Origin of the sequence: Hyalangium gracile, from assembly GCF_020103725.1 — a bacterium.
GTDB lineage: Bacteria > Myxococcota > Myxococcia > Myxococcales > Myxococcaceae > Hyalangium > Hyalangium gracile.
The window spans coordinates 611,450-633,539 of record NZ_JAHXBG010000001.1 but is presented as its reverse complement, the minus strand read 5'-3'; the positions used below and the strand labels follow the sequence as shown (position 1 = coordinate 633,539).

Sequence of the window (22,090 nt, the reverse complement as noted above, 5' to 3'; positions counted from 1 at the left end):
CGAGTGAAGCCCAGGCAAGCGCCCCCAAGACCTGGGGGGTCGGGGTGTGGCCACCACAATTCCGTCACGGCGGCATGGCGGTTGCCGATCAAAAACGTCACCAGAAACCATCGGCTTTCCGGTGCTTTGACTCAGGTCCTTGATCGTCCACTGTGCGTTTGTTAGCACGGTCGGCCCTCGGCCCGTGGCCGATTTTGCATCCCCGAGACACGCGTGAGTGCCCTCGCAGAAGCTCTGAGTACGCCGCCAAGTGCTGGAATTATCTGGGCCCGGACGCTGGATACCCTCCGGCAAGAGGGGAAGACGTATGCGCTGACCTGGCTGGAGCGGATGCGGGCGTTGGATGTACGTGAGGGTGCGCTGGTGCTGGGCGTTCCTGATCGCTTCTTCCGCGACTGGGTGGACGACCACTACCGCGCGCTGCTGGAGGCAACCCTGGCCCGGGTAGGGGAGGGGCTGGCCAAAGTGGCCTATGAGGTGGTGGTGGAGTCCTCCGCCTCGGTGAACCTGCTTCCCGCACCGCCAGTCAAGGAGAACCTGGCCCGGCCGCCCCGGCTGAGTGTCCGGTTCACCTTTGCTACCTTCGTGGTGTCGGACTCGAACCAGCTGCCGGCGGCGGCCGCGGCGGCGGTGGCCGACAAGCCGGGCCACAACTACAACCCCCTCTATATCTATGGAGGCACGGGGCTGGGCAAGACGCACCTGCTCCATGCGGTGGGCAACCACATCTGGGAGAAGGACCCGTCCCAGCGCGTGGTGTACCTGTCCAGCGAGCAGTTCACCAACGAGTACGTGGAGAGCGTGCGCGAGCACCGCATGGCGGACTTCCGGCGGAAGTTCCGCGAGGAGTGCGACGTGCTGCTCATCGACGACATCCAGTTCCTGGGCAAGCGCGAGGAGACGCAGAAGGAGTTCTTCTACACCTTCAACACGCTCTACGAGCTGAACAAGGCCATCGTCCTCACCAGCGACACGCTGCCCTCGGAGATTCCGGGCCTGGAGGAGCGGCTGCGCAGCCGGTTCACCATGGGGCTGATTACGGACATCCGCGAGCCGAACTACGAGACGCGGGTGGCCATCCTCCAGAAGAAGGCGGAGGCCGAGCGGCTGTCGCTGCCGGACGACGTGGCGCACTTCATCGCGCGGCACATCCAGAAGAACGTGCGCGAGCTGGAAGGGGCGCTGGTGAAGCTGTCGGCCATCCACAGCCTGTCGCGCCAGCCGGTGACGGTGGAGTTCGCCTCGCAGGTGCTCAAGGACATCCTGCCCGCAAGCCGCGTGGTGGATGTGGAAGTCATCCAGCGCGAGGTGGCCCGGTACTACAAGCTGACGGTGGAGGCGCTCAAGGAGGACCGGCGCCACAAGGCCCTGGCCCACGCGCGCCAGGTGGCCATGTACCTGTGCCGCAAGCTGACGAAGAGCTCGTTCCCGGAGATTGCCTCGCGCTTCAACAAGGACCACTCCACGGTCATCTCCTCGGTGCGGAAGATCGAGGCGGCCCGGGAGACGGACCCCGCGGTGAAGCGCGAGCTCGAGGAGCTCGAGGAGAAGCTGGGCGGCGGGTGAGTCGCCCAGCCCCGGAGCTGCCGTCCCCCTCGTTGCCTCAGTGGGCCATCGGCTGCGAGGGCTCGGAGATGGCCTCCAGCGTGCGGCCGGCCTCGGGCTGGCCCATTGCCTCGGAGATGTCTCCCAGCGACAGGATGCCCACCAGCTTCTTGTCCCGGTCCACCACCAGCAGCCGGCGGATCTGCTCATCCCTCATCCGCGCCGCCGCCATCCCCACGTCCTCGTCGGAGTAGATCCACTCCACCTCCTCCGTCATCACCCGCGACACCGGCGTGGTGTTGCAGTCCATCCCCTGCGCCACCGCTCGCACCACGATGTCCCGGTCCGTGATGATGCCCTGCAGCCGCTCCCCGTCACACACCGGGATGGGGCCCACGTTCAGCGTACGCATCTTCTCCGCCACCTCGCGCAGCGTGTCCTCCGGGTGCACTACCTCCACATCCCGCGTCATCACCTCTTCCACGTGCCGGCCCGTCCTCCCGTGCTGGCCTCTCAGCCCGTGCCGAGGGGTACTCGCTCCGTTGAACTCCCAGAGCGTGCGCAGTTCGTGCGGCAGCTGGCCCAGCACGTCCATCGCCTCTCCCTCGGTGATGTGCTCACGCACCGTCGCCAACACCGCGCAGGTGATGCGCTCGGCCTCCTTGATGTCCACTCCCAGGTCCTCGGACACCATGCCCAAGAGCTCCATCCGGCCGAACTTCCGGTAGGGATGCTCCTTGTGCCGCTCGCACCGCTCCAGCAGCGCCACCACCTTCCTCGGTAGCTGCGCTTCCATGTGCCGCGCCTCGTCCGTCATCAGCCGCTGCTCCATCACGCAGAGCACCGACTGGATCGCCTGCTCGGCCAGTTTGCGGTCCAGGCCTTTGGCCTCCAGGTCCCTCAGGAAGAAGGCATAGGTCTGCGCCGCCCGTGACTCGCTGCGCTGAGCTCGGGTCTCTGGCGTGATGATTCGACGTGTCCCGCCCGTCTCCGGCCCGATGTCCTGGATGTTCTCTCCTCGCTCTGTCGCCATGATCGTCCTCCTCGTGAGTGCGTCGCTCCTTGGAGCGTGGACACCGCCACGTCCGGAGGCACCCGAGCGAGGGGCTCGCTCCCGTCCGGTGCCCGGAGCACCAACCCGGAAGCCGAGCCAGAGGACGAAGCGCGCTACGGCAGCTCCACCGGCGCCACGTCCGTCACGATGAGGGTGTTGGTCCGCGCGTCCACGCTGGCACGGCCACGCGGCGAGAGCTGCGCCTGCACGTGTGGCAGCAGGTCCGACGCCCGCGCGTGGCTCACCGGGATGAGGTAGGTGTTCAGCGGTGCCGCCTCCTCGCGCGCCTGCTTCACCTTCGCGCGGGACTCGGCTTCCTCGGTCAGCCGCTTCATGGGCGCCACGCGCAGCACGTTGCCCTTCAGCTCCTTGCCCAGCCCGTGGGAAGCAAGCACGGTGTCGAGCGCCTCTCGCCATGGCACGTTCCGCAGCCGCAGCGTCACCTTGCCCTGCACCTCGTCGGACACCACCACGTTGAGCCGGCCGTACTCCGCCAGCATCCGCAGCACGTCATGGATGTCCGCCTTCACCACATCGATGGTGATGCGCTTGGAGTCTGCGCGAGGCGGGTCCGCCAGGGCTGGCATACACAGCAGCACCCCCACGGCGAGGACGACACGAACGAGGCTCATGGGTTCCTCCAGGCTCCGGATTTCAGGGCGGATGGGCCCAGGATAGCGACCCCCTCCGCCCGCATCCTCCCACCCCCGTTGCCTGCCCTTCCGCCCACCCGCCCCGCGAAAAGGCTCGGCTTCCGAGTGGAACTACCCCGGAGGCAGGCCTGCGCTCACCTCCTACCTCTCGAGGGATGTGGCCGGATCGAATATTTCCGGGTCTTTTTCCCAGAAGCAGCCGAGGCACCTGCCACCGACCGATCCAAAGGCGCAGGCAGGAGCCAAGGACGTGATGAAGAGGTGAATCGCAGCAAGCCGCGGGGCACCGCCCCCCAGGCATCGGATTCCCCGACACCGATGCCTGGACGACCCGTGGTATTCCAGCAGCCGTGATGCTCTTTCAGCCCCCGGAGAGCATCACGGCTGTTGTCTTTTTCAGGTGCAGGACTCCAGGAAGCCCGCGTCCAGCCCCGTCCCACACGGACCGGTGAGCAGCGGCGGCGCCGGGATGAGCAGCGGCAGGGCCATGTCCCGGGCCGGCGAGCCCGGCAGCGTGTAGAAGTCATTGGCCCGCGGCTCGCTCACGAAGAGCGGATCCGCCATGCGGCTCGAGCCATCCTGCCGCGTCGCCGAGCGCCACGCGCTCAGGGTGGTGGAGCGCCCGTCCACGCGGAAGACGGAGTCGCTGCCCGCCTGGTAGGCCACGTTCCCGTCCGACTTGAAGCCCACCGTGGTGGCCAGGGCCACGTCCAGCGCGCGCGGGGTGGCATAGAGGATGTTGTTGTAGAGCTCGGTGGACTCCGGGGGGCCGTTGGAGCTGTCCGCCACCCGGATGGCGCCCATGGGGATGAAGGCGAAGGTGTTGTGGTGCACGCGCACGCGCCGGCTGGTGCCCACGTTCAGGCCCTCGCCCTTGCCGCCCCCGGACGTGGTGCTGTCGAACACGAGGTTGCGGCGGATGATGACGTCCGTCACCGGCTCGCGCCAGATCTGCGTGCCGCCCAGCGCGATGCCCCGCCCGTTGTTCCACATGCGGTTGCCCTCCACGAGGATGCGGCGCGCCGAGCAGTGGACGACCATGGCGTCCCCCTGCGGCGCGGTGGAGGTGGGGCGGTAGCCGTAGAACTTGTTGTTGCGCACGGTGACGCGGTCGCACGTCTTGATGTCCACCGCGTTCTCCCGGTCCTCGTGGAAGCGGTTGTTCTCCACGGTGATGTCGATGGGCAGCGCGGTGCCCGAGGCGGTGTCCGTGCCCTGGCACTGGAACGAGTCTCCGCCGTTGCCCCAGGACTCGTTGCCCTGGATGAGGATGCGCGCGGTGTCCGGCAGCACCAGCATCCCGTGGCTGTCGTGCGAGCCGAAGGTGTAGTCGTGCACCTTGTTGCGCAGGAAGCCGATGTCACTGGCGCCCCGGTGGAACACCACCGCCGAGGGGCCCGTCCCGCCCGAGACCTCCGAGTCGCGCACCACGACGAAGCGCGCACCCTCGAACGCCACGCCCTGCACCTGGCTGCCCGCCGGCTGGATGTTGAAGCCGGAGACCACCCAGTAGCTGCGCGTGATGCGGACCATCGGGCCCGTCTTCGAGTCCCCGCCGCGAATCACCGGCCGCGCCTCGTTGGGAGCCGCCAGCAGCTGGATGGGCGCCGTGGCCGTGCCGTCGTTCGAGTGGATGACGACCCGCTCGGAGTAGGTGCCGGCGTGCACGTAGGCCGCCTCGCCAGCACGCAGGCGGGTGACCGCGTAGTTGATCGTCCGCCATGGGCTCGAGGCCGTCCCCGGGTTTCCGTCGCTCCCATTCACCGCCACGTGGAACGTGCGCACCGGCGCCACGTCGGCGAAGGCCAGGTTCGGCCGGGCCTGCGCGCCGATGCCTTCATCCGCGGCGTGTGCCGCCGCTGCCGAGAGAGCGACCAGCAGACCCACGAAAGGCAGCCAGGAGAAAGAGGGACACGAACGGCGAAGGGAGGAGACTCGTCGAAAGTGGGAATAGTTCATCGGGCGCCCACAACCGAACAGCGCCGCAGTTGTTCCTTCCCCAACTATCCGCGCTCCCCTGCCTGACAACTGCCCAGGCGGGAGATGGACGCAGGCGCTTGTTCCCTCGATTGATCTCTCCCCACCCGGGCGGTGGCACGTGCTAAGCGCAGGGGCACCCAAGGAGGCGCAAGCCGCGCATGAAAGCCCTCGTCGCAGCCGTCGTCCTCGCGCTCGGTCTGCCCGCGCTCGCCCAGGAGGCGAAGCCGCTGGAGCCTGGCCGCGAGGTCCTCTCCATCCCCTACGAGAAGTACAAGCTCAAGAACGGTCTGGAGGTCATCCTCTCCGTGGACCGCAAGCTGCCCATCGTCTCGGTGAACCTCTGGTATCACGTGGGCGCCTACCACGAAGCCCCAGGCCGCACCGGGTTTGCCCACCTCTTCGAGCACATGATGTTCCAGGGCTCCAAGAACGTGGCGGATGACGTCCACATCTCGCTGCTCGAGCAGATTGGCGCCACGGACCTCAACGGCACCACCAACTACGACCGCACCAACTACTTCGAGACGGTGCCCAGCAACCACCTGGAGACGGCGCTCTGGCTGGAGAGCGACCGCATGGGCTTCCTGCTGGACGCGCTCACCGAGGAGAAGCTGCAGACGCAGAAGGAGGTGGTGAAGAACGAGCGCCGCCAGGGCACCGAGACGGCGCCCTACGGCCTGGCCAACGAGAAGCTGTGGCACGCCCTCTTCCCGCTGCCGCACCCGTACCACGGGGCGGTGATTGGCTCGATGAAGGACCTGGACGCCGCCAGCCTGGACGACGTGAAGGGCTTCTTCCGCAAGTGGTACGCGCCCGCCAACGCCACGCTCACCATCGTCGGAGACTTCGACGTGGCCAAGACGAAGGCCCTGGTGGAGAAGTACTTCGGCACCCTGCCTGGCGGCCCCAAGCCGGACAAGCCCCAGGTGGCGCCGGTGAAGCTCACGCGCGAGACGGTCATCCGCCACGACGAGACGGTGGCCACCCTGCCCATGCTCAGCCTGGCCTGGCACAGCCCGGCCTACCTCACCGAGGGGGACGCCGCCGCGGACGTGCTGGCCACGGTGCTGGCCACCGGCAAGGCCAGCCGTCTCTACAAGCGCCTGGTGCTGGACAAGCAGATCGCCCAGAGCGTGGAGGCCAGCCAGGAGAGCCTGGGCGCGCAGTCGGCCTTCACCATCGAGGTGGTGGCGCGGCCCGGCGTCTCCACCGAGACGCTGAAGAAGGAGGTGGACGCGGTGCTGGAGGAGCTGCGCAAGAGCGGCATCACCCAGGAGGAGCTCAACCGCGCCCGCACCCGCTATGACACGCAGATGCTCTCCGGGCTGGAGTCCGTGGGCGGCTTCGGCGGCAAGGCGGACGTGCTCCAGAGCTACAACCACTTCATCGGCGAGCCGAGCTACCTGGCGCAGGACCTGGCGCGCTACCAGGCCGTGTCGCTGGAGGACGTGAAGCGCTACGCCAACGAGATGCTGCGTCCGGACGCGCGCGTCGTGCTGCACGCCGTGCCGCCGCCGCAGGCCCCCGCCGCTCCGAAGGAGAACAAGTGATGCGTCGCCTCTTCCTCGCGCTCTGCCTCCTCGCCCTGGCCTCCTGCGCCACCACCCCCCCGGCCGAGACGAAGCCCGCGCCCGCGCCCGCGCCCCAGGCCGAGGCGCCCCGCACGGAGGACCCCGAGGCCTTCCGCGCGCGGATGCCGGGCACGGGCAAGTCTCCCGAGCTGGTGCTGCCCGTCTTCGAGCAGGTGAAGCTGGAGAACGGCCTCACCGTGCTGGTGAACTCGCGCCGCGAGCTGCCGCTCGTCTTCCTGGGCGTAGCCTTCGCCGCCGGCGGCGCGCAGGACCCGGCCGGGCAGTGGGGCCTGGCGGACATCTCCTACCGGATGCTGCTCGAGGGCGCGGGCGGAAAGGACACCGTCGCCCTGGACAACGCCTTCGCGGACCTGGGCGTGTCGCCCTCGGTGTCGGTCAGCGCGGATGGCGCCATGGTGGGCGCGCGCGTGCTGACGCGCCACGTGGACAAGGCGCTCTCGCTGCTGTCGGACGTGGCGCGCCGGCCCACGCTCGCGCAGAAGGACTTCGAGCGGCGCAAGAAGCAGCAGCAGGCGGACCTGGTGCGGCGGCTGGGCATCCCCTGGTTCCTGGCCAGCCTGGCCTACCAGCAGGCCGTGTTCGGCGCGCACCACCCGTACGGCCACCCCGTGTCCGGTGTGCCCGCCACGCTGGACAAGCTCACGCTGCAGGACGTGAAGCGCTTCTACCAGAAGAACGTGGGCCCCAAGGCGGCGGCGCTCGTGGTGGTGGGGGACGTCACCAAGGAGCAGGCCGTGGAGTGGGCCCGGAAGTACTTCGGGGACTGGAAGGGCGAGGCGGTGCCGCCGCCGGTGCCGCCCGCTCCGCCCGCTCCGCCGCGTGAGGCGCTGCGCGTGGTGTACAAGCCGGGGCTGGAGCAGACCTTCGTCATGGTGGGCCGTCCCGGCATCGCCGCGGGCCACCCGGACGAGTACGCGCTGGATCTGGCCACCACGGTGTTCGGCGGGTTCTTCGGCAGCCGGCTGAACATGAACCTGCGCGAGGCCAAGGGCTACACCTACGGCGCCAGCGCCAGCTCCGAGTCGCGGCTGGGCGTGGGCCCGCTCACCGCGTACTCCTCGGTGCGCGCCAACGTGACGGGCCCGGCCGTGGCGGAGTTCGTCCGCGAGCTGAACGAGCTGAAGAGCCGCCCCATCACCTCCAAGGAGTTGGAGGCCGCTCGCGAGGGCCTCATCCGCTCCTACCCCGGCTTCTTCGAGACGGTGCAGTGGGTGGGCGCCAACGCCGCCTCGCTCTTCTTCAAGCGGCTGCCCATGGATGAGTTCTCCCGGCAGATCGCCGGCCTGGAGAAGGCCACCCCGGCCGAGGTGCAGCGCGTGGCCGAGGCGTACCTCAACCCGGCGGCGATGCAGATCATCCTCGTGGGGGATCCCGACGTCCTCCAGCAGCAGGTGGCCACGCTGAACCTGGGCAAGCTGGTGCCGGTGGACGTGGCGGGAGCGGGTGCGCCGGCTCCGGGCAAGGCCGCGAAGCCGTAGCCTCCTGCTCACCGGGGCAGTGCCAGGCGCCGGAGCTCCTCAGGGGGCTCCGGCGCTCTGCTTTTCAGGGCTGCTCGCTGCCCGGGCGGCTCAGTGGGTCCGAAGAAGTCTTTTCACGCCCTCTGCAAGAGTCCGCACAACCTGAAACAGGCAGAGGGCCCAAGGCCGCCCCGCGTCCGGTCCACCCCCCTTGCCGGCGAAACCTGTGCGAACGGGTCTGCTTGTCATACCAGTTCGCTGCCGGTCCGCCGACAGGGCGCCTCCCTCCGGGGTGCAGGAACTTCCTCAGAGTGAGTGAGTCAGATCACCGAATTACCAGAAGCTCACGTCTTCCAGCTTCGACAGGGATGCGGCGAGTGGTGCAGCGGGACTGGAGGCTCCGCTCGAGGGCCGCAGACACGGAGCCACGGAGAAGGGAGCCACAGGTCGCGGGTCCCTCGCTGCGGGGCGGGTCCCCCCGTTGGGACGGGTCCGCCCGCCCCGGCGTCCCGCTCTTCCACGACTCACGGCTCAGGAGTTCACCCCCGGGGCGCGGGTAGCGCAGCGGGGACAGCGCCATCAGGTGCCCCAGGTACGACTGTGGACCGATGGCACCTGGCCCCCTGGGCTTGTGAGCACTGGGCCCGTTCGTTCCCATCCTGGGCGAGCGGGACGGCCGGGGCGGGAGGACCCGGCAGCCGCCGGGGGGCCCCGCACCGTGACGAGGGACCCGCGACCTGTGTCCCCTGCAGCGTACGTCCGTGCTCCTGCCCGAGTGCCAGCGACCCTCTGGCTCTCCCTTGGAAAACCTCGCTCCCTCTTGCCTGTTGCCTGCCCCCTCTACCGTCGGCGCTACGTCTCAACCTGATCGGCGCCCTAACTCTGATCTTCCTCGGCCTTCTCGCGGCCGCGCTGCTCGCGCTCGAGCTCGTCCGCCTCGTCGATGGGGCTGCGGATGTCCGGCACGTCTCCGCCCACCGGGCCGTCGCTGTCGAAGGCGAACTTCTGCTCGCGGGTGTCGTGTCTGGACTCGTCGGCGTACAGGGGCTTGGTGTCATCGGCCTCCAGTCCGCGCTCCACACGGTCCTTGGCGAACGGGGGCTTGTGGGAGGCCTCCTTGCCGCCCTTGAGGGGGTCGTACTTCCGGCTGCTCATGGTGGGTCTCCTCGTTCCGGGCGCGGAAGGCCCGCGCTTTCCGAGGCTCAATCTCGGGGCGACGGTGCTCCCCACCAAGCTTCCCGGGAAGAAGCCTACCTCCGCTCGCTCGCCTGGAAGGCGGCGTTGCTGCCGCGCCTCACGCCTCCGTGGCGTCGAAGCTGCGCGGCCGCAGCAGCTTCACGGACAGCACCAGCGCCAGGAAGAGCACGGCGGCGGTGACGGTCACCAGGCGCACCCCCACCCGGTCCGCCAGCGCGCCCTGCAGCCACACGCCCAGCGCATACCCGCCGTTGAGCACCATGCCGTACAGGCTGCTCAGGCGCGCTCGCAATTCTCGGGGCGCACGCACCTGGCAGACGGTGTGGATGCCCGTCAGGCAGATGAGGTAGCTGGCCCCCAGCAGGAAGATGCTCACCGCCGCCAACACCAACGTCGGCGACAGCCAGTACAGCGCGGCGATGGGCCCCAGGGACAGCATCACTCCCTCGAGCACACGCTTGCGCCCGAAGGCGTCGATCAGCGCGCCCACTCCAATCGCCGCCACCACCGCCCCCGCTCCCTGGCAGGTGACGAGCAGCGACGCGGCCGAGGCTCCCAGGCCGAACACCTGGATGGCGAACACCGGCACCAGGCCGATGAAGGGCGCCACGAGCAGCCCGACGATGAGCGTGCTCGCCAGCACCAGCCGGATGCCCGCGTCCTCGTGCGCCACCTGTATCCCCCGGCCGATGTCATCCCACAGGGACTTCAGCAGGCCCTCGAGGACGAAGGGCTTGGACTGCACCGGCGTGCGCAGCCTCCACAGCGCGGCCAGCACCGCCATGAAGGAGAGCGCGTTGATGAGCAGCGCCCAGGAGATGCCGCCGATGGCCAGCACCACCGTGCCGAGCAACGGGCCGATGATGCGCCCCATGTTGAACTGGGCGGAGTTCAGGCTCAGCGCGCTGTGGAGATCCTCCGGCGGGACGAGCTCCGCGAGCAGCGTGGAGAACGCCGGCCCGGCGAGCATGTTGATGCAGCCGTTGAGGAAAGCGGCCACGGCCACCAGCGGCACGCTGAGGGTGTCCGTGAAGGCGAGCACCGCGAGAAACACGGCGAGCAACATCTGCCCCAGCGAGCCCACGGCCACGTAGGCCCGCCGGTCGAAGCGATCCGCCAGCGCTCCACCCAGCGGAGAGAGCACCACGCTCGGCGCGTAGGAGAGCGCCACCACACCGCCCGTCCACTCGGCCTGGCCTGTCACCTGGGTGACGTACACGCCGAGCGCCACCGTCTCCATCCACGTGCCGACGTTGGACACCAGCGCCCCGGTCCAGACCGGAAGGTAGCCGGGATGCTCGAAGGCCCGGAGCGAGGAGAAGCGCGAGAGACGGAGTGCGGGCACGGCGACTTCTCTTGTAACCCAAACCTCGGATCCGCGCTCGGTGGGCTGCGTTCCCACTCTTGGGACTCCAATGAATCAGGACCCTCGGGGAAAGCAGCCTGTCTTCAGGTTTCTGCTCTCAACAGTGGAGGCGCGCTACGGCGCGTCCTTCTGGGTGGACAGCGCCGCCTTGCCGCGCGGAGAGAGCACGCCGTCCTCCGCAATCTGCGCGCCCGTCTGGGGGAAGTCCTCGGCCGTCAGCTTGCGCACCAGGGAGATGACGGCGTTGCGCGGATCCGGCACGGGGATGCCCTCGCCTTCCTGGCGGGTGGGGAGGATGCGGCCCGAGAGGAAGCGGCCCGCGCGGTCCAGCTCCACCTCGAGCACCATGCCCAGCCCCTGGTTCCCCGTCAGGGTGAAGCGCCCGTAGGTGGCGAAGTTCCCCATCGAGTAGGCGATGAGCCGACCCTTGTAGAACTCCATGGCCCGGGCCACGTGTGGGCCGTGGCCCAGGACGAGGTGCGCGCCCGCGTCCACCACGCCGTGCGTGAAGGCGCGCAGGTCCCCGCGGTCCTCGCCCATGAACTTCTCCTTGCCGTGCGGCACGTGCAGGGCCTTGGCGCCCTCGGCGCCGCCGTGGAAGGAGACGATGACGAGGTCATGGCTGGCGGCCACCGAGCGCACCAGCTCCTTGGCCACCGGCAGGTTGTTGAGGTGGTTGCAGGCCGGGGAGGTGTGGAACGCCACCATGCCGATGCGCAGCCCGTTGCGCTCCACCGTGGCCACGCTGCCCGGCGGTCCGCTCCAGGTGATGCCGAGCCTGTCCAGCGTGCCCTCCGTCTGGCGGCGGCACTCCTCGCCGAAGTCTCCCGAGTGGTTGTTCGCCGTGGAGGCCACGTCCACGCCCGCGTCCTTCAGCGCCTGGCCGTACGCGGTGGGCGAGCGGAACGCGTAGCAGCCCTTGGGCGAGCGGCACTTGTTCGTCGTGCCGCCATCGCACAGCGGGCCCTCGAGGTTCACGAAGGTGACGTCCGCGTCCTCCAGGAGCGAGCGCACGCCGGCGAGGACACCGTCAGGGCCCTCGGGGGGGAGGTGGCCCTCGGGCACGGTGGTGCCGAGCATCACGTCTCCCACGGCGCGGATGCGCACCTTGGCTTCCGCGGGCGGCGCCGGGCGCTTCGTGGGCTCGGGAGGCTTCGCCAGCTTCTCCTGGAGCGCGGCCTGGGCGCGGGCCTGGGACAGGGCATTCTCCAGGTCCGGCTGGTCCGGCTTCAGCTTCTGGACCTCCTGCCACTGCACGAGCGCCTCGGCCCACCTGTTCTGGAGCGAGTACGCCCAGCCCAGCTCCCAGCGGCAGTCCGCGCGCTTGGGGGCGGCCTCCACGCAGAAGGAGAGCGCGGCGATGGCGGCGGCGGCATCCTGGGCCTTGAGGGCCTCGACGCCCTTGGCGAACTGCGCATCCGCGGCAATGGTGGCCGGGTTCACGACGGGCGCGGCCTCGGTCGTGGATTTGGTGGACCCGGCGGGCGGCTCGAAGGCCTCGCGCGAGGGGATGACATCCGGTGCGGCGGCGAGCATCAACAGCAGGAGGACGGACGAGGGCATGGCGCGCCCATATTACGAATCTCTCCTGCTCCCGATAGAAACCACTCGGAAAGGTCGACCGTTCGCTCACTGCCCAGGCGGGTGGGTGGGCTTCTCCACCTCGATGGCCTTCTCGATGAAGCTCAGCAGCTGGTCCAGGTCGAACGGCTTGGCGACGAAGCCGTAGGCGCCCTCGCGCAGGCAGTTGGCCCGCGTCGCATCCGAGGCGAAGCCCGTGACGACGATCACCGGCAGCTTCGGGTGCAGCTTCTTCAGGCCGATGAGCACCTCGACGCCGCTCAGCCCCGGCATCCGCAGGTCCGTGAGCGCCAGATCGAACTCCTGGGTCTTCGCCCGCTCGAGCGCCACCATGCCGTTCTCCGCCGTGGTGACGACATACCCCTCCATCCGAAGGAGCTTCGCCAGGCCCTCGCGCACATCGAACTCGTCATCCACCAGCAGGATGCGCTCGTGATGCTTCAGCGGGACCGGGGCCTCGTCGTCCCAGAAATCCATGGTGTTCATGGCGCTCGAACCTCCGCGGCGTGAAGCGTGGACGGCTGACTCACGGGAGCCGCGGGGAGCCACATCCTCACCGTCGTCCCCTGGCCCAGCTGACTGTCGATGTTCAAGGCACCTCCGTGCGACTCGATGAAGCGGTGGGCCAGCGAGAGCCCCAACCCGATGCCCTCTCCTGGCGGCTTCGTGGTGAAGAACGGCTCGACGACGCGGGACAGCAGCTCGTCCGGAATCCCCGGCCCCCGGTCGCTCACGCGCACCTCCACCCCCTGCACTCCCTCTCGCGTCGTGGGCCGGGCCTCGATCGTCACCGTCGCCTCCGGCGGACTGGCCTCCACCGCGTTCCTCACCACGCAGAGCAGGGCGCTCTCCATCTCCACCGCGTGCACGTGGACCCAGGGCGGCTCCCCGCCCTCGAGCCGCTGCTCGAGGTGCACGCCGCGCTGGGACAGCTCGGGCCGCGCCATTTCGATAACGCGCTCCACCACCGAGCGCACCTCGCAGGGCAGGTGGATCTCGGCCGGGCGGCTCGAGAAGTCGATCAGCGCCTTGAGCAGGCTGGCGCAGCGCCGGGACTGGCGGTCGATGACCTCGAGCGCCGCGCGCCGCGCCTCCGGAGCCACCGAGTACCGGGAGAGCATCTCGATGCTCATGCGGATGGCGGCCATCGGGTTGTTGAGCTCGTGGGCGAGCCCGGCCACCAGGGTGCCCACGGCGGCCATCTTGGCCTTGCTCACCAGCTGCTCCTGGGTCTCTCGCAGCTGCTGGAGCGCGGTCTCCAGCTGCTGGTTGCGCGCATCCAGCTGCAGGTAGACGTCGTGCAGCCGCACGGCCGCGCGCACCCGGGCCTTGAGCTCCGCGGGGCCGAAGGGCTTGCCCAGGTAGTCGTCCGCTCCGGCCTCCAGGCCGCCGACCACCTCCTCGCGGCTGGCCTTCGCCGTCAGCAGGAGGACGGGGATGTCGCGGTACTGGGGGCTCGCCTTGAGCCGGGACACCAGCTCGGTGCCGTCCATCTCGGGCATCATCACGTCCGAGACGATGACGTGCGGCCGCTGCCGCTGCACGGCCTCCCACGCCTGCCTGCCGTTCTCCGCCAGCTCCATCTCGTACTCGTCGGCGAGCAGGTCGGCCAGGTAGCCGCGCATGTCGGCATTGTCCTCGGCGATGAGCACCCGTGGCGCCGGGCCCGCGAGCTTCCGAGCCGCCGCACGCAGGGGGATGGGCGCGGGCGTCAGGTGCGCCCGGTAGCCGTGCCCCGAGCGTGCCGCGGCCTTGCTCTCCGGGCTGCGCTGCACGAGCGGATCGGCGCTCCTCGGCAGGCGGACGATGAAGCGCGCGCCGGCTCCCTCCTCGCTCTCCACGGACACCTGGCCGCCCATCAGCTCGGCGAACTCCTTCACGAGCGCCAGCCCGATGCCCGTCCCCTCGTACTTCCGGGTGCCGGAGCCATCGAGCTGCTGGAAGCGCTGGAAGAGCAGCCCCTGCTTGGCCAGGGGAATGCCGGGCCCGGTGTCCGTCACCGAGAGCTCCAGCCACGCGTTCACGGCTCGCAGGGCCACCGTGACGGAGCCGCCCTCCGGCGTGAACTTGAGCGCGTTGCCCAGCAGGTTGAGGACGATCTTCTCGTACTTGCGCCGGTCCAGCGAGGCGAGGCCCAGGTTCAGGTCGGCCTCGAAGCGCACATCGATGCCGCGGGAGGTCCCCGCCGAGCGGGCATCCTCCACGATGTGGGAGGTGACCGGACCCACCTCCATGGGCTCCCAGTCCACCTTCATCCGGCCGGCCTCCATCTTCTGATGGTCCAGGATGTCGTCCACGAGCCGGAAGAGGCGCTCGGCGTTGCGGTGGATGCGCTGCAGGTCGACGCGGACGCGCTCGGACAGCTCGCTGGAGTTCGAGGAGAGCAGCACCCCCAGCGGGCCGAGAATCAAGGTGAGCGGGGTGCGCAGCTCGTGGCTCATCACCGTGAGGAACTCGCTCTTGGCGCCGGCGGCGGCCTCGGCGGCCTCCTTGGCCTTCTGCAGCTCCACCTCCATCCGCTTGCGATCGGTGATGTCCGCGTAGATGCCCACCATGCCGATGACGTGGCCCGCCTCATCCCGGAGCGGCACCTTGCTGGTCAGCAGCGTGTGCTGCTCGCCCGAGGCGTGGCGGATGGGCTCCTCGAGGTTGAGGATCGGCGTGCCGCTCTCCATGACCTGGCGATCGGCCCGGGAGAAGGCGTCGGCCTCCTCGCGGGTGCAGGCCAGCTCGTAGTCCGTCTTGCCGATGAGGTTCTCCAGCGAGTCCACGCCGACGTCGCTCAGGAAGTTCTGGTTGCCGCCCAGGAAGTGCCCGTTGCGGTCCTTCCAGAAGATGGCGTGGGGGACGTTGGCCAGCACGTAGCGGAGCACGGCCTGCTGCTGCTCGAAGTCCCGGAGCCGCTCCGTCGTCCTGTGCTCCGGGGTGACATCCCTCAGGAAGAGCCACACCTGCTCGCCGTGGGGACGGAGGCGAATCTCCAGCCACTGGTCCGCCGACGCGCGGTGGCCGATGAGCCGCAGGGGCTCCCGCTCGAGGAGCGCGCGCTCACAGCCCTCGAGCACCGCGGGAGAGATGGCCTGTCCGCTCAGCACCGAGTGCAGCGTGCTGCCCACCAGCTCGGCGCGCGTCAGCCCGAGCAGCCGCTCCGTCGCCGAGTTCACGGCCTGGATGTTCAGCGCCCCATCCACCGCGAGGAACGCTTCCTCCAACGCCTCGACGAGCTCCAGCGCGGAGACCCCTACCAGCTCCCCGTTCGGCTCACCCTTTTCGGACGACACCTGTTCGGGTTGGGACTTCATCACTCCTCCTCGCAGGACGTCGTAAAATTGTAACGGCACGGTAGGGCTGAAACCAGACACCCTGTACCGCGGTAGGGATGGGCTGGGATGGGTCTCTCAACACCCTGGAGGGGTATCGCGATTGACTCGGGGTGGATCCATCAGCGCGGCGACCTCGGGAGCATAACCGCCGGGGCCCTGGCCATGAACAAGGAGGGGAGGGCGCACGGCCAGTCCGCGATCGGTGTCCCTCAGGGCATGGACGAGGAAGCGCGTGGCGGGGGAGGCTGCCCGGGCGTGGATCAACCGGAGGGCTCGAGGGAAGAGCCTGGCGCCAGTGAGCAGCCCGAGCACCTCGGCCAGGCGAGCGGCGGGGTACACCAGGCTCACACCGCCCCCGGGGGCCAGGGCGTGGCGGGAGGCTGCGATGACGGCCACCGCATCGCATGCCAGCTCCTGCTTGGAGAGGGCGCGCTCCTCGTCCGGACTGCGCACGCCGGCGCTCCGAGGCCGGAAGGGGGGATTCGAGACGACGAGGGTGTAGGCCCCGGCCGGGAGCAGCTTCCGGGCCTCGCGGAGATCTCCGAGGAGGGGACGGACCTGGCCTTCGAGGCGGTTGAGCGCCACGCCTCGGACGAGGCGCTCGTGCACGGTGGGCTGAAGCTCCAGGGCGTCCACGGGAGCGCGGCCGAACTGGCGCGCGAGCAGGAAGGACACCACGCCGCTGCCCGCGCCGAGCTCCAGCACAGCTCCCTCGTGTGCCCCTTCCGAGGCGGCGAAGGCGGCCAGGAGCACGGCGTCCAGGGTGAAGCGGTAGCCCTCCCGGCGCTGCAGCACCTGCACACCAGCCGTGCCGATGGAGTCGACCGTCTCGGTCATGGCTGGCGGCATCTCCCTCGAAGGCAGTGCGAACCTTCAGGGCAGGACGGTTTGCCTTCGCCACATGGCTGGACACACTCCATCTCGAGACGCAGTCGTCCCTCCTCGACTCTGGGATAACCCACCTTGTGAATGCTGGCTCCTCTCAGGCAGGGGCCACCTTCCTTCCTCCGGCCCTCGGGGACACAGAAGCGGACGCGAGGGCCCTCCCCCAGCGTCTCCAGTACCCGACACGCCAGGCCTTCGGCGCATTCACGGTCTGTCTCGCACTCGCTGGCGACACAGAAGTTGGGGCCTCGAGAGCTCAAGGGGAGACAGCCCAGTGGAGCCTCACAGTCCTCACGCTTCTCGCAGACCCATCGGCACGGAAGCGGGTCACACTTCCAGGTGGCTACCTCGTTCTCCGCGCAGGGGTTCTTCTCCTCCTCGTCCTCCGAGGCACCGGACACCAGCTCCCTCGTGTCCTCGTGCATGGCTCGATCGCTCGTGCCGCCCTTCATCCAGCCATGGGGACACCCCGTCCCCACGAGCAGCAGGCATCCGAGGACGATCCAGCCACGCAGGTTCATGGGCACCCTCGGTCAAGGGATGTTCGCGCCCTGCTCACCGACGCTTCGAAGCCAGGCGCTCCGCCATGCCGATGACGCTGGCCTCCACGGAGATTCCGTCCAGCGCGTCGATCTCCACCAGGCCCGTGGGGCTCGTCACGTTCACCTCGGTGAGGTAGTCGCCGAGCACGTCGATGCCCACCAGCAGCAACCCCCGCTCGAGCAATGCCGGCTTCAGCCGGGCGCAGATCTCCTTCTCCCGCGCCGTCAGTGTCGTCTTCACGGGCTTGCCGCCCGCGGCCATGTTGCCCCGGTGGTCATCCTCCGAAGGCACGCGCAGCACCGCGCCCAGCGGCTCGCCGTCCACCAGGATGATGCGCTTGTCACCCTGCCGGCTCTGCGGCACGTACGCCTGGGCGATGATGGCCTCGCGCCCCTGGTCCGTGAGCAGCTCCAGCATGGAGCGCGTGTTCCGGTCTCCCTGCCCCACGAACACGATGCCCTTGCCCCCGAAGCCGTCGACGGGCTTGAGGATGGTGCCGGCCGGGTGCCGCTGGATGAAGTCCGTCAGCACCGCCTTCTCCCGCGAGACGCACGTCTCCGGCATCAGCTCCGGGAAGTTCAGCGCGAACAGCTTCTCGTTCGCATCGCGGATGCCCTGCGGGCTGTTGATGTAGACCGGCTGCCGGCCCGCGCACAGCTCCACCAGCTGCGTGGCATGCAGGAAGTCCACGTCCACCGGCGGATCCTTGCGCATGAAGAGCACATCCAGGCTGGAGATCGGCCGCACCGACTCCTCCAGCACCTCCATGTGCCGCCCCACCTCGCGACGCACGGTGACGGTGCGCATGCGGGCCTCGGCGCAGGTGCCTCCGAAGCGCAGCCAGCCCTGCTCGAAGTAGCGCACGGTGTGCCCGCGCCGCTGCGCCTCCAGCATCATCGCGAACGTGGAGTCATGGTCCACTCGCACGTGCTCGAGCGGGTCCATCAGGAAACCAAGAGTCAGGGAAGCCATCTCAGGGAGCCTCGGGAATGTTGTCGAGATCGAACCGGTGCATCGTCGTCTTCCCCTCTTCGATGACGACGGGCAGCCAGCGTTGCTTCTTGTCCGGGCCTACGATGCGCAGCCGGTTGCGCCCCACCGGCACCGGCGCGTTGAACAGCGGCGTCTTCCCCAGCGAGCGCTTGCCGAGGAACACCTGGGCCTCCGGGTTGATGATGAGCGTCATCTTCCCCTCCGGCGTCCGCCGGGACTTCGAGGGCTTGTCCTCGCCCCCCGACGGCGGTGACTTCTCCTCCTGCGCTCCCTTGGCCTCTGGCCCCTTGGCCTCCACCACCGCGGTGGTGCCCGCCGCCGCCCCCGCGTCACCCGCGGCGGAAGGGGGCACGGGCTGCCCGGGCTCGGGGAACGTCCTGAGCCTCGGGTCCGCGTACGTCTGCAGGGCTGGCTGGGGCGGCAGGTCCTCATTCAAGGAGCGCGTCAGCGTCAGCACCAGGTAGCCACCGCCCAGCACCACGCTCATCAACACCGCGACCCACAGCACCGTGTTGAGCGTCCTGCCGCCGCCCGAGGCCGCGTCCTGCGTGGTCGCCGGCGCCACCCGGGTGTCCGGGATGCGGACCTCCTCGTTGAGCCCCGAGTCCACCTTCACGTTGGAGGCCTTCTCCTCCGTCGCGGGCGCGGACTTGTCCACATAGACTTCGGTGCGCCCGCTGCGAATGGGGGCAGGCGGCGGAGGCGGAGGCGCCTTCTTCCTCGGAGGCTCCGGCGCGGGCTCTCCCTCCGCCTCGGGGTCGGTCCCCACCGCGGCATCCGCGCTCTCCAGCAGCGAGCGCGTGGCCGTCATCTTCTTCTCGAACAGCTCGCGCATCACCGCCGCGCGCTGATCCGTGTCGAACAGCTGGCCGCCGGCGGCCTGCTCCAGCGCCCGCGCCAGCTCCTTGGCGCTCTGGAAGCGGCGCTTCACATCACGCTCGAGCGCCTGGAGGATGACCGCCGCGAGCGCCTCGGACACCGGCGTCGTCGGGTGCTCCGGCACAGGCACGGGCGTGGTGAGGATGGAGGCCATCTCCTCGCGCTCCGTCTTCGCCGCGAAGAGCCGGCTGCCGGTGACGAGCTCCCAGAGCACCACGCCCACGGCGAACACGTCGCTCCGGCCATCGAGCGGCTCTCCGCGCACCTGCTCCGGAGACATGTACCCGGCGGTGCCCTTCACCATGCCGGCGCGCGTGCGCTCCAGGCTGTTGCGCGCCTTGGCGATGCCGAAGTCCAGCAGCTTCACCACCCCGTCGTACGTCACCATGATGTTCTTCTGGGCGACGTCCCGGTGGACGATGGGGCTGGGCCGGCCCGAGGGGTCCGTGAAGGTGTGCGCGTAGTGCAGCGCCAGGCACACGTCCCGCATCAACGCCAGGCTCAGCCCGAGGGGAATCGGCTCCTGCCGGCGCCGGTACGCGTTGGTGAGCTGATCCAGGTTCTGCCCGGCGATGAACTCCATGGCCAGGTACAGCCCCTCCTCCTCCTGCCCCAGCTCGTACACCTGGGCGATGTTCGGGTGGTTGAAGGCGGCGGTGATGCGCGCCTCGTCCAGGAACATGCGCCGGAAGGCCTCGTTGCTGCGCACATCCGGGAGGATGCGCTTGAGGGCCACGTACTTGCGAAACCCACCCGGCCCCGCGGTGAAGCCGAGGAACAGCTCGGCCATGCCTCCCACCGAGAGCTGAGTGATGACCTGGTACTTGCCGATCTGCTCGCCCCGATGGAAGTCATCCGACGGCCCGACCGGCGCGCCTTTTCCCGGTGCGCCCATGGGCCCGGAGGATAGCCCGGACCCGCCAGGAGACAGTCACTCGCAATCAAGGAGAGAAGCGGGCGGAGAGGTGCAGGCCCGCTTTCCTGTGGGAGTCCTGTGGGTGACAGTCGGGCCCCTGTGGAGAAACCGTCACGGGCCTGGGGCTCTGTGGGGCGCTGGGGAAAACCCGCTACTTATCCACATGCTGGAAACCGGAGTTTCCCGAGGGATTGCGGGCGCTTGCTGACTTATCCCCAAGTCCGCGCCGCCTGCTATCACTACGACTAGATCTCCTACATCTATGAGCTATAGCCGTGGAAGTCAGGACCTGGGGAGGAAGGGTGTGCACGGGTCCGGGACGGCGCAAGGGGATGGGCCAGATTCTGATCCGGAAAGAGGCGCGGCCGGGGCCGGGCCGCGGGTAGAGTGCGCGCCCCGTGCATGCCTCGCTGATCCTGCTGCTGTGCCTCGGTGCTGCCTCGCCCTCGGGCGCGGAGCGGGCGCTCGTGCGGGCCGAGCGCAGCTTCGAGGCGCTGGAGTTCGACGCGGCCGCGGCGCACTTCGAGGCCGCGCTGAGAGAGCCGGGCACCCGGGACGAACGCCTGCGCGCGTGGAAGGGCCTGGCGCTGTCCACCGCCTTCATGGGCCAGTCGAAGAAGGCGCAGGGCTACTTCGAGGAGCTGCTGGCGATCGATCCTGAAGCGGAGGTGAGCCGCTCGCTGGGGCCGAAGATCCGCAAGCCCTTCGACGCGGCGCGCAAGAGGATGAAGGGCACGCCTCGGGCCGCCCTGCGGGTGGAGCGCCGCGATGACGGGCAGGTGGAGGCGGTGCTGGAGAATGCGCTGGTGTCGGTGACGAAGGTGGCCGTCTACGTCCGGCTGCCGGGCGAGGCCTCCTTCCAGGTGACGGAGGGGGAGGCCCCCGGGCCCGTGGTGGCCCAGGCCCCCGCCGTGAGAGCGGTGGAGGTGTACGCGCTGGCGCTCGACTCGGCGCAGGGGGCGCTCTTCGAGAAGGGGAGTGCCTCGGCTCCGCTGCGCTTCGATGCCACGCAGGAGCCACCGCCCGCGGTGGTGGCGGCGCGGGAGCCCGTGCGCGAGGAGCACCTCGAGGAGCAGCCCCGGCCGGTGTGGCCGTTCGTGGTGGGAGGCGTCGGGCTGGCGGTGGCCGCCGGCGTGGTGACGGGCATAGTCCTCTCCCAGCCGCCGGCGCTGAAGCTGCCCCCGGCGGACCGCACGGAGCGGCTGCCGTGAGCCTCACCCGTAAAGTCCTGGGCCTGCTGGCGCTGCTCGCGCTGGCGGCGTGCGAGAAAACGGAGCCGCTGGTGCCACCGGACCTGTGCGCGGGCGTGGTGTGCCCCGCCTCGCAGACATGCGTGGAGGGTCGGTGCCTGGCCACCACCTGTCGAGGCACGGCCTGCGGCCCGGGCCAGGTCTGCGAGCGCGAGTCCTGCGTGGAGGTGTCCTGCCTGGGTGTCACCTGCCCGGACGGCCAGCGCTGCCGCGGAGGAACGTGCGCGCGGGTGGCCTGCACGCAGGACTCGACGACGTGCTACCCGACGGAGCGCTGCGCGGACTCCGCCTGTGTCTTCGACACCTGTGTCGGAGTGCGCTGCTCCCAGGGCACGGTGTGCCGCGCGGACGGAGCGTGCCGGAGCGTGTCGTGCACCGGTGACTATGACTGCGACCGGGGGGAGGGCTGTGGCCCGGAGGGGCGCTGCATTCCCACCTCGGGCTGCGCGGCGGTGCGCTGCCCGGCGCAGCAGGTGTGCCGGGAGGGAGCGTGCCTGGCGCTGCCGTGCTCGGCGGACGCGGACTGCGTCTCGGGCGAGCTCTGTCGCTTCGGCACGTGCCTGGCGCCCACGGATCCGTGCTCGGCGGTGACGTCATGTCCCTCCGGCCAGGTGTGCCGGGAGGGGGCGTGCGTGCAGCAGGAGTGCGGTGCTGGCAAGCCGTGCCAGGGGCTCGAGGGCTGCCGGGCGGGCCGCTGCGAGGGGCCGCTGCGAGGTGAGACGCAGGGGCTGTCACCATCCGCGGGAACGCTCGGCAACAAGGGGCCGGGCAGCATCGGTGGAGGCGTGGGCGGAGCGATGCCCCAGGGCCCCACGCACAAGCTCCAGCCCGGCGCGTTCTGAAGCCACCGCCTGCCGTGGAGGGGCCCGTGTCGGG

The 22,090-nt window shown here is 69.5% G+C and carries 16 protein-coding genes; 5 read left to right on the top strand and 11 right to left on the bottom strand.

Going from position 1 to position 22,090, the window contains the following annotated elements; genetic code table 11:
- Nucleotides 1-213: 213 nt before the first annotated feature.
- A complete protein-coding gene (gene dnaA / locus KY572_RS02660) occupies nucleotides 214-1,566 on the top strand; it encodes a chromosomal replication initiator protein DnaA (protein ID WP_224240544.1) in 1,353 nt (450 codons plus the stop codon).
- A 37-nt stretch (nucleotides 1,567-1,603) separates the two neighbouring features.
- On the opposite strand, the gene KY572_RS02655 is transcribed toward dnaA, so the two are convergent.
- The 3 genes from KY572_RS02655 to KY572_RS02645 all read right to left on the bottom strand — a co-directional run bounded on the left by KY572_RS02655 (nucleotide 1,604) and on the right by KY572_RS02645 (nucleotide 5,139).
- On the bottom strand, nucleotides 1,604-2,578 hold the full coding sequence (locus tag KY572_RS02655) for a CBS domain-containing protein (RefSeq protein ID WP_224240543.1): 975 nt from the start codon (nucleotides 2,576-2,578) through the stop codon (nucleotides 1,604-1,606).
- A 134-nt stretch (nucleotides 2,579-2,712) separates the two neighbouring features.
- A complete protein-coding gene (locus tag KY572_RS02650) occupies nucleotides 2,713-3,231 on the bottom strand; it encodes a secretin and TonB N-terminal domain-containing protein (RefSeq protein WP_224240542.1) in 519 nt (172 codons plus the stop codon).
- 417 nt (nucleotides 3,232-3,648) lie between these two features.
- Nucleotides 3,649-5,139, bottom strand: coding sequence for a right-handed parallel beta-helix repeat-containing protein (locus KY572_RS02645; RefSeq protein ID WP_224240541.1), 1,491 nt, complete (start codon nucleotides 5,137-5,139; stop codon nucleotides 3,649-3,651).
- A 251-nt stretch (nucleotides 5,140-5,390) separates the two neighbouring features.
- Between KY572_RS02645 and KY572_RS02640 the strand changes: the two genes are divergently transcribed.
- Together KY572_RS02640 and KY572_RS02635 are read left to right on the top strand one after the other, a co-directional pair.
- Nucleotides 5,391-6,782, top strand: a complete 1,392-nt coding sequence (locus KY572_RS02640; protein ID WP_224240540.1) for a M16 family metallopeptidase — start codon at nucleotides 5,391-5,393, stop codon at nucleotides 6,780-6,782.
- On the top strand, nucleotides 6,782-8,302 hold the full coding sequence (locus KY572_RS02635; protein WP_224240539.1) for a M16 family metallopeptidase: 1,521 nt from the start codon (nucleotides 6,782-6,784) through the stop codon (nucleotides 8,300-8,302). Before KY572_RS02640 ends, KY572_RS02635 begins: the two co-directional genes overlap by 1 nt.
- Before the next feature lie 855 nt (nucleotides 8,303-9,157).
- On the opposite strand, the gene KY572_RS02630 is transcribed toward KY572_RS02635, so the two are convergent.
- From KY572_RS02630 to KY572_RS02595, 8 genes are all read right to left on the bottom strand, one after another.
- Nucleotides 9,158-9,436: a hypothetical protein gene (locus KY572_RS02630; protein ID WP_224240538.1), complete on the bottom strand. Its 279-nt coding sequence runs from the start codon at nucleotides 9,434-9,436 to the stop codon at nucleotides 9,158-9,160.
- 139 nt (nucleotides 9,437-9,575) lie between these two features.
- Entirely contained in the window at nucleotides 9,576-10,823 is a 1,248-nt protein-coding gene (locus tag KY572_RS02625) for an MFS transporter (protein ID WP_224240537.1), read from the bottom strand.
- A gap of 135 nt (nucleotides 10,824-10,958) precedes the next feature.
- Nucleotides 10,959-12,407 (bottom strand): CapA family protein, encoded by a 1,449-nt coding sequence (locus KY572_RS02620; RefSeq protein ID WP_224240536.1) that lies wholly within the window; start codon nucleotides 12,405-12,407, stop codon nucleotides 10,959-10,961.
- Between the two features lie 66 nt (nucleotides 12,408-12,473).
- On the bottom strand, nucleotides 12,474-12,911 hold the full coding sequence (locus tag KY572_RS02615; RefSeq protein WP_224240535.1) for a response regulator: 438 nt from the start codon (nucleotides 12,909-12,911) through the stop codon (nucleotides 12,474-12,476).
- A complete protein-coding gene (locus KY572_RS02610) occupies nucleotides 12,908-15,727 on the bottom strand; it encodes an ATP-binding protein (protein ID WP_224240534.1) in 2,820 nt (939 codons plus the stop codon). Before KY572_RS02610 ends, KY572_RS02615 begins: the two co-directional genes overlap by 4 nt.
- 96 nt (nucleotides 15,728-15,823) lie before the next feature.
- On the bottom strand, nucleotides 15,824-16,585 hold the full coding sequence (locus KY572_RS02605) for a tRNA1(Val) (adenine(37)-N6)-methyltransferase (RefSeq protein WP_224240533.1): 762 nt from the start codon (nucleotides 16,583-16,585) through the stop codon (nucleotides 15,824-15,826).
- A 603-nt stretch (nucleotides 16,586-17,188) separates the two neighbouring features.
- Nucleotides 17,189-18,148: a glutathione synthase gene (gene gshB / locus KY572_RS02600; protein WP_224240532.1), complete on the bottom strand. Its 960-nt coding sequence runs from the start codon at nucleotides 18,146-18,148 to the stop codon at nucleotides 17,189-17,191.
- A gap of 1 nt (nucleotide 18,149) precedes the next feature.
- On the bottom strand, nucleotides 18,150-19,943 hold the full coding sequence (locus KY572_RS02595; protein WP_224240531.1) for a serine/threonine protein kinase: 1,794 nt from the start codon (nucleotides 19,941-19,943) through the stop codon (nucleotides 18,150-18,152).
- A 419-nt stretch (nucleotides 19,944-20,362) separates the two neighbouring features.
- On the opposite strand from KY572_RS02595, the gene KY572_RS02590 reads away from it, so the two are divergent.
- Nucleotides 20,363-21,175, top strand: coding sequence for a hypothetical protein (locus KY572_RS02590; protein WP_224240530.1), 813 nt, complete (start codon nucleotides 20,363-20,365; stop codon nucleotides 21,173-21,175).
- A complete protein-coding gene (locus KY572_RS02585) occupies nucleotides 21,172-22,056 on the top strand; it encodes a hypothetical protein (protein WP_224240529.1) in 885 nt (294 codons plus the stop codon). Before KY572_RS02590 ends, KY572_RS02585 begins: the two co-directional genes overlap by 4 nt.
- Nucleotides 22,057-22,090: the final 34 nt, after the last annotated feature.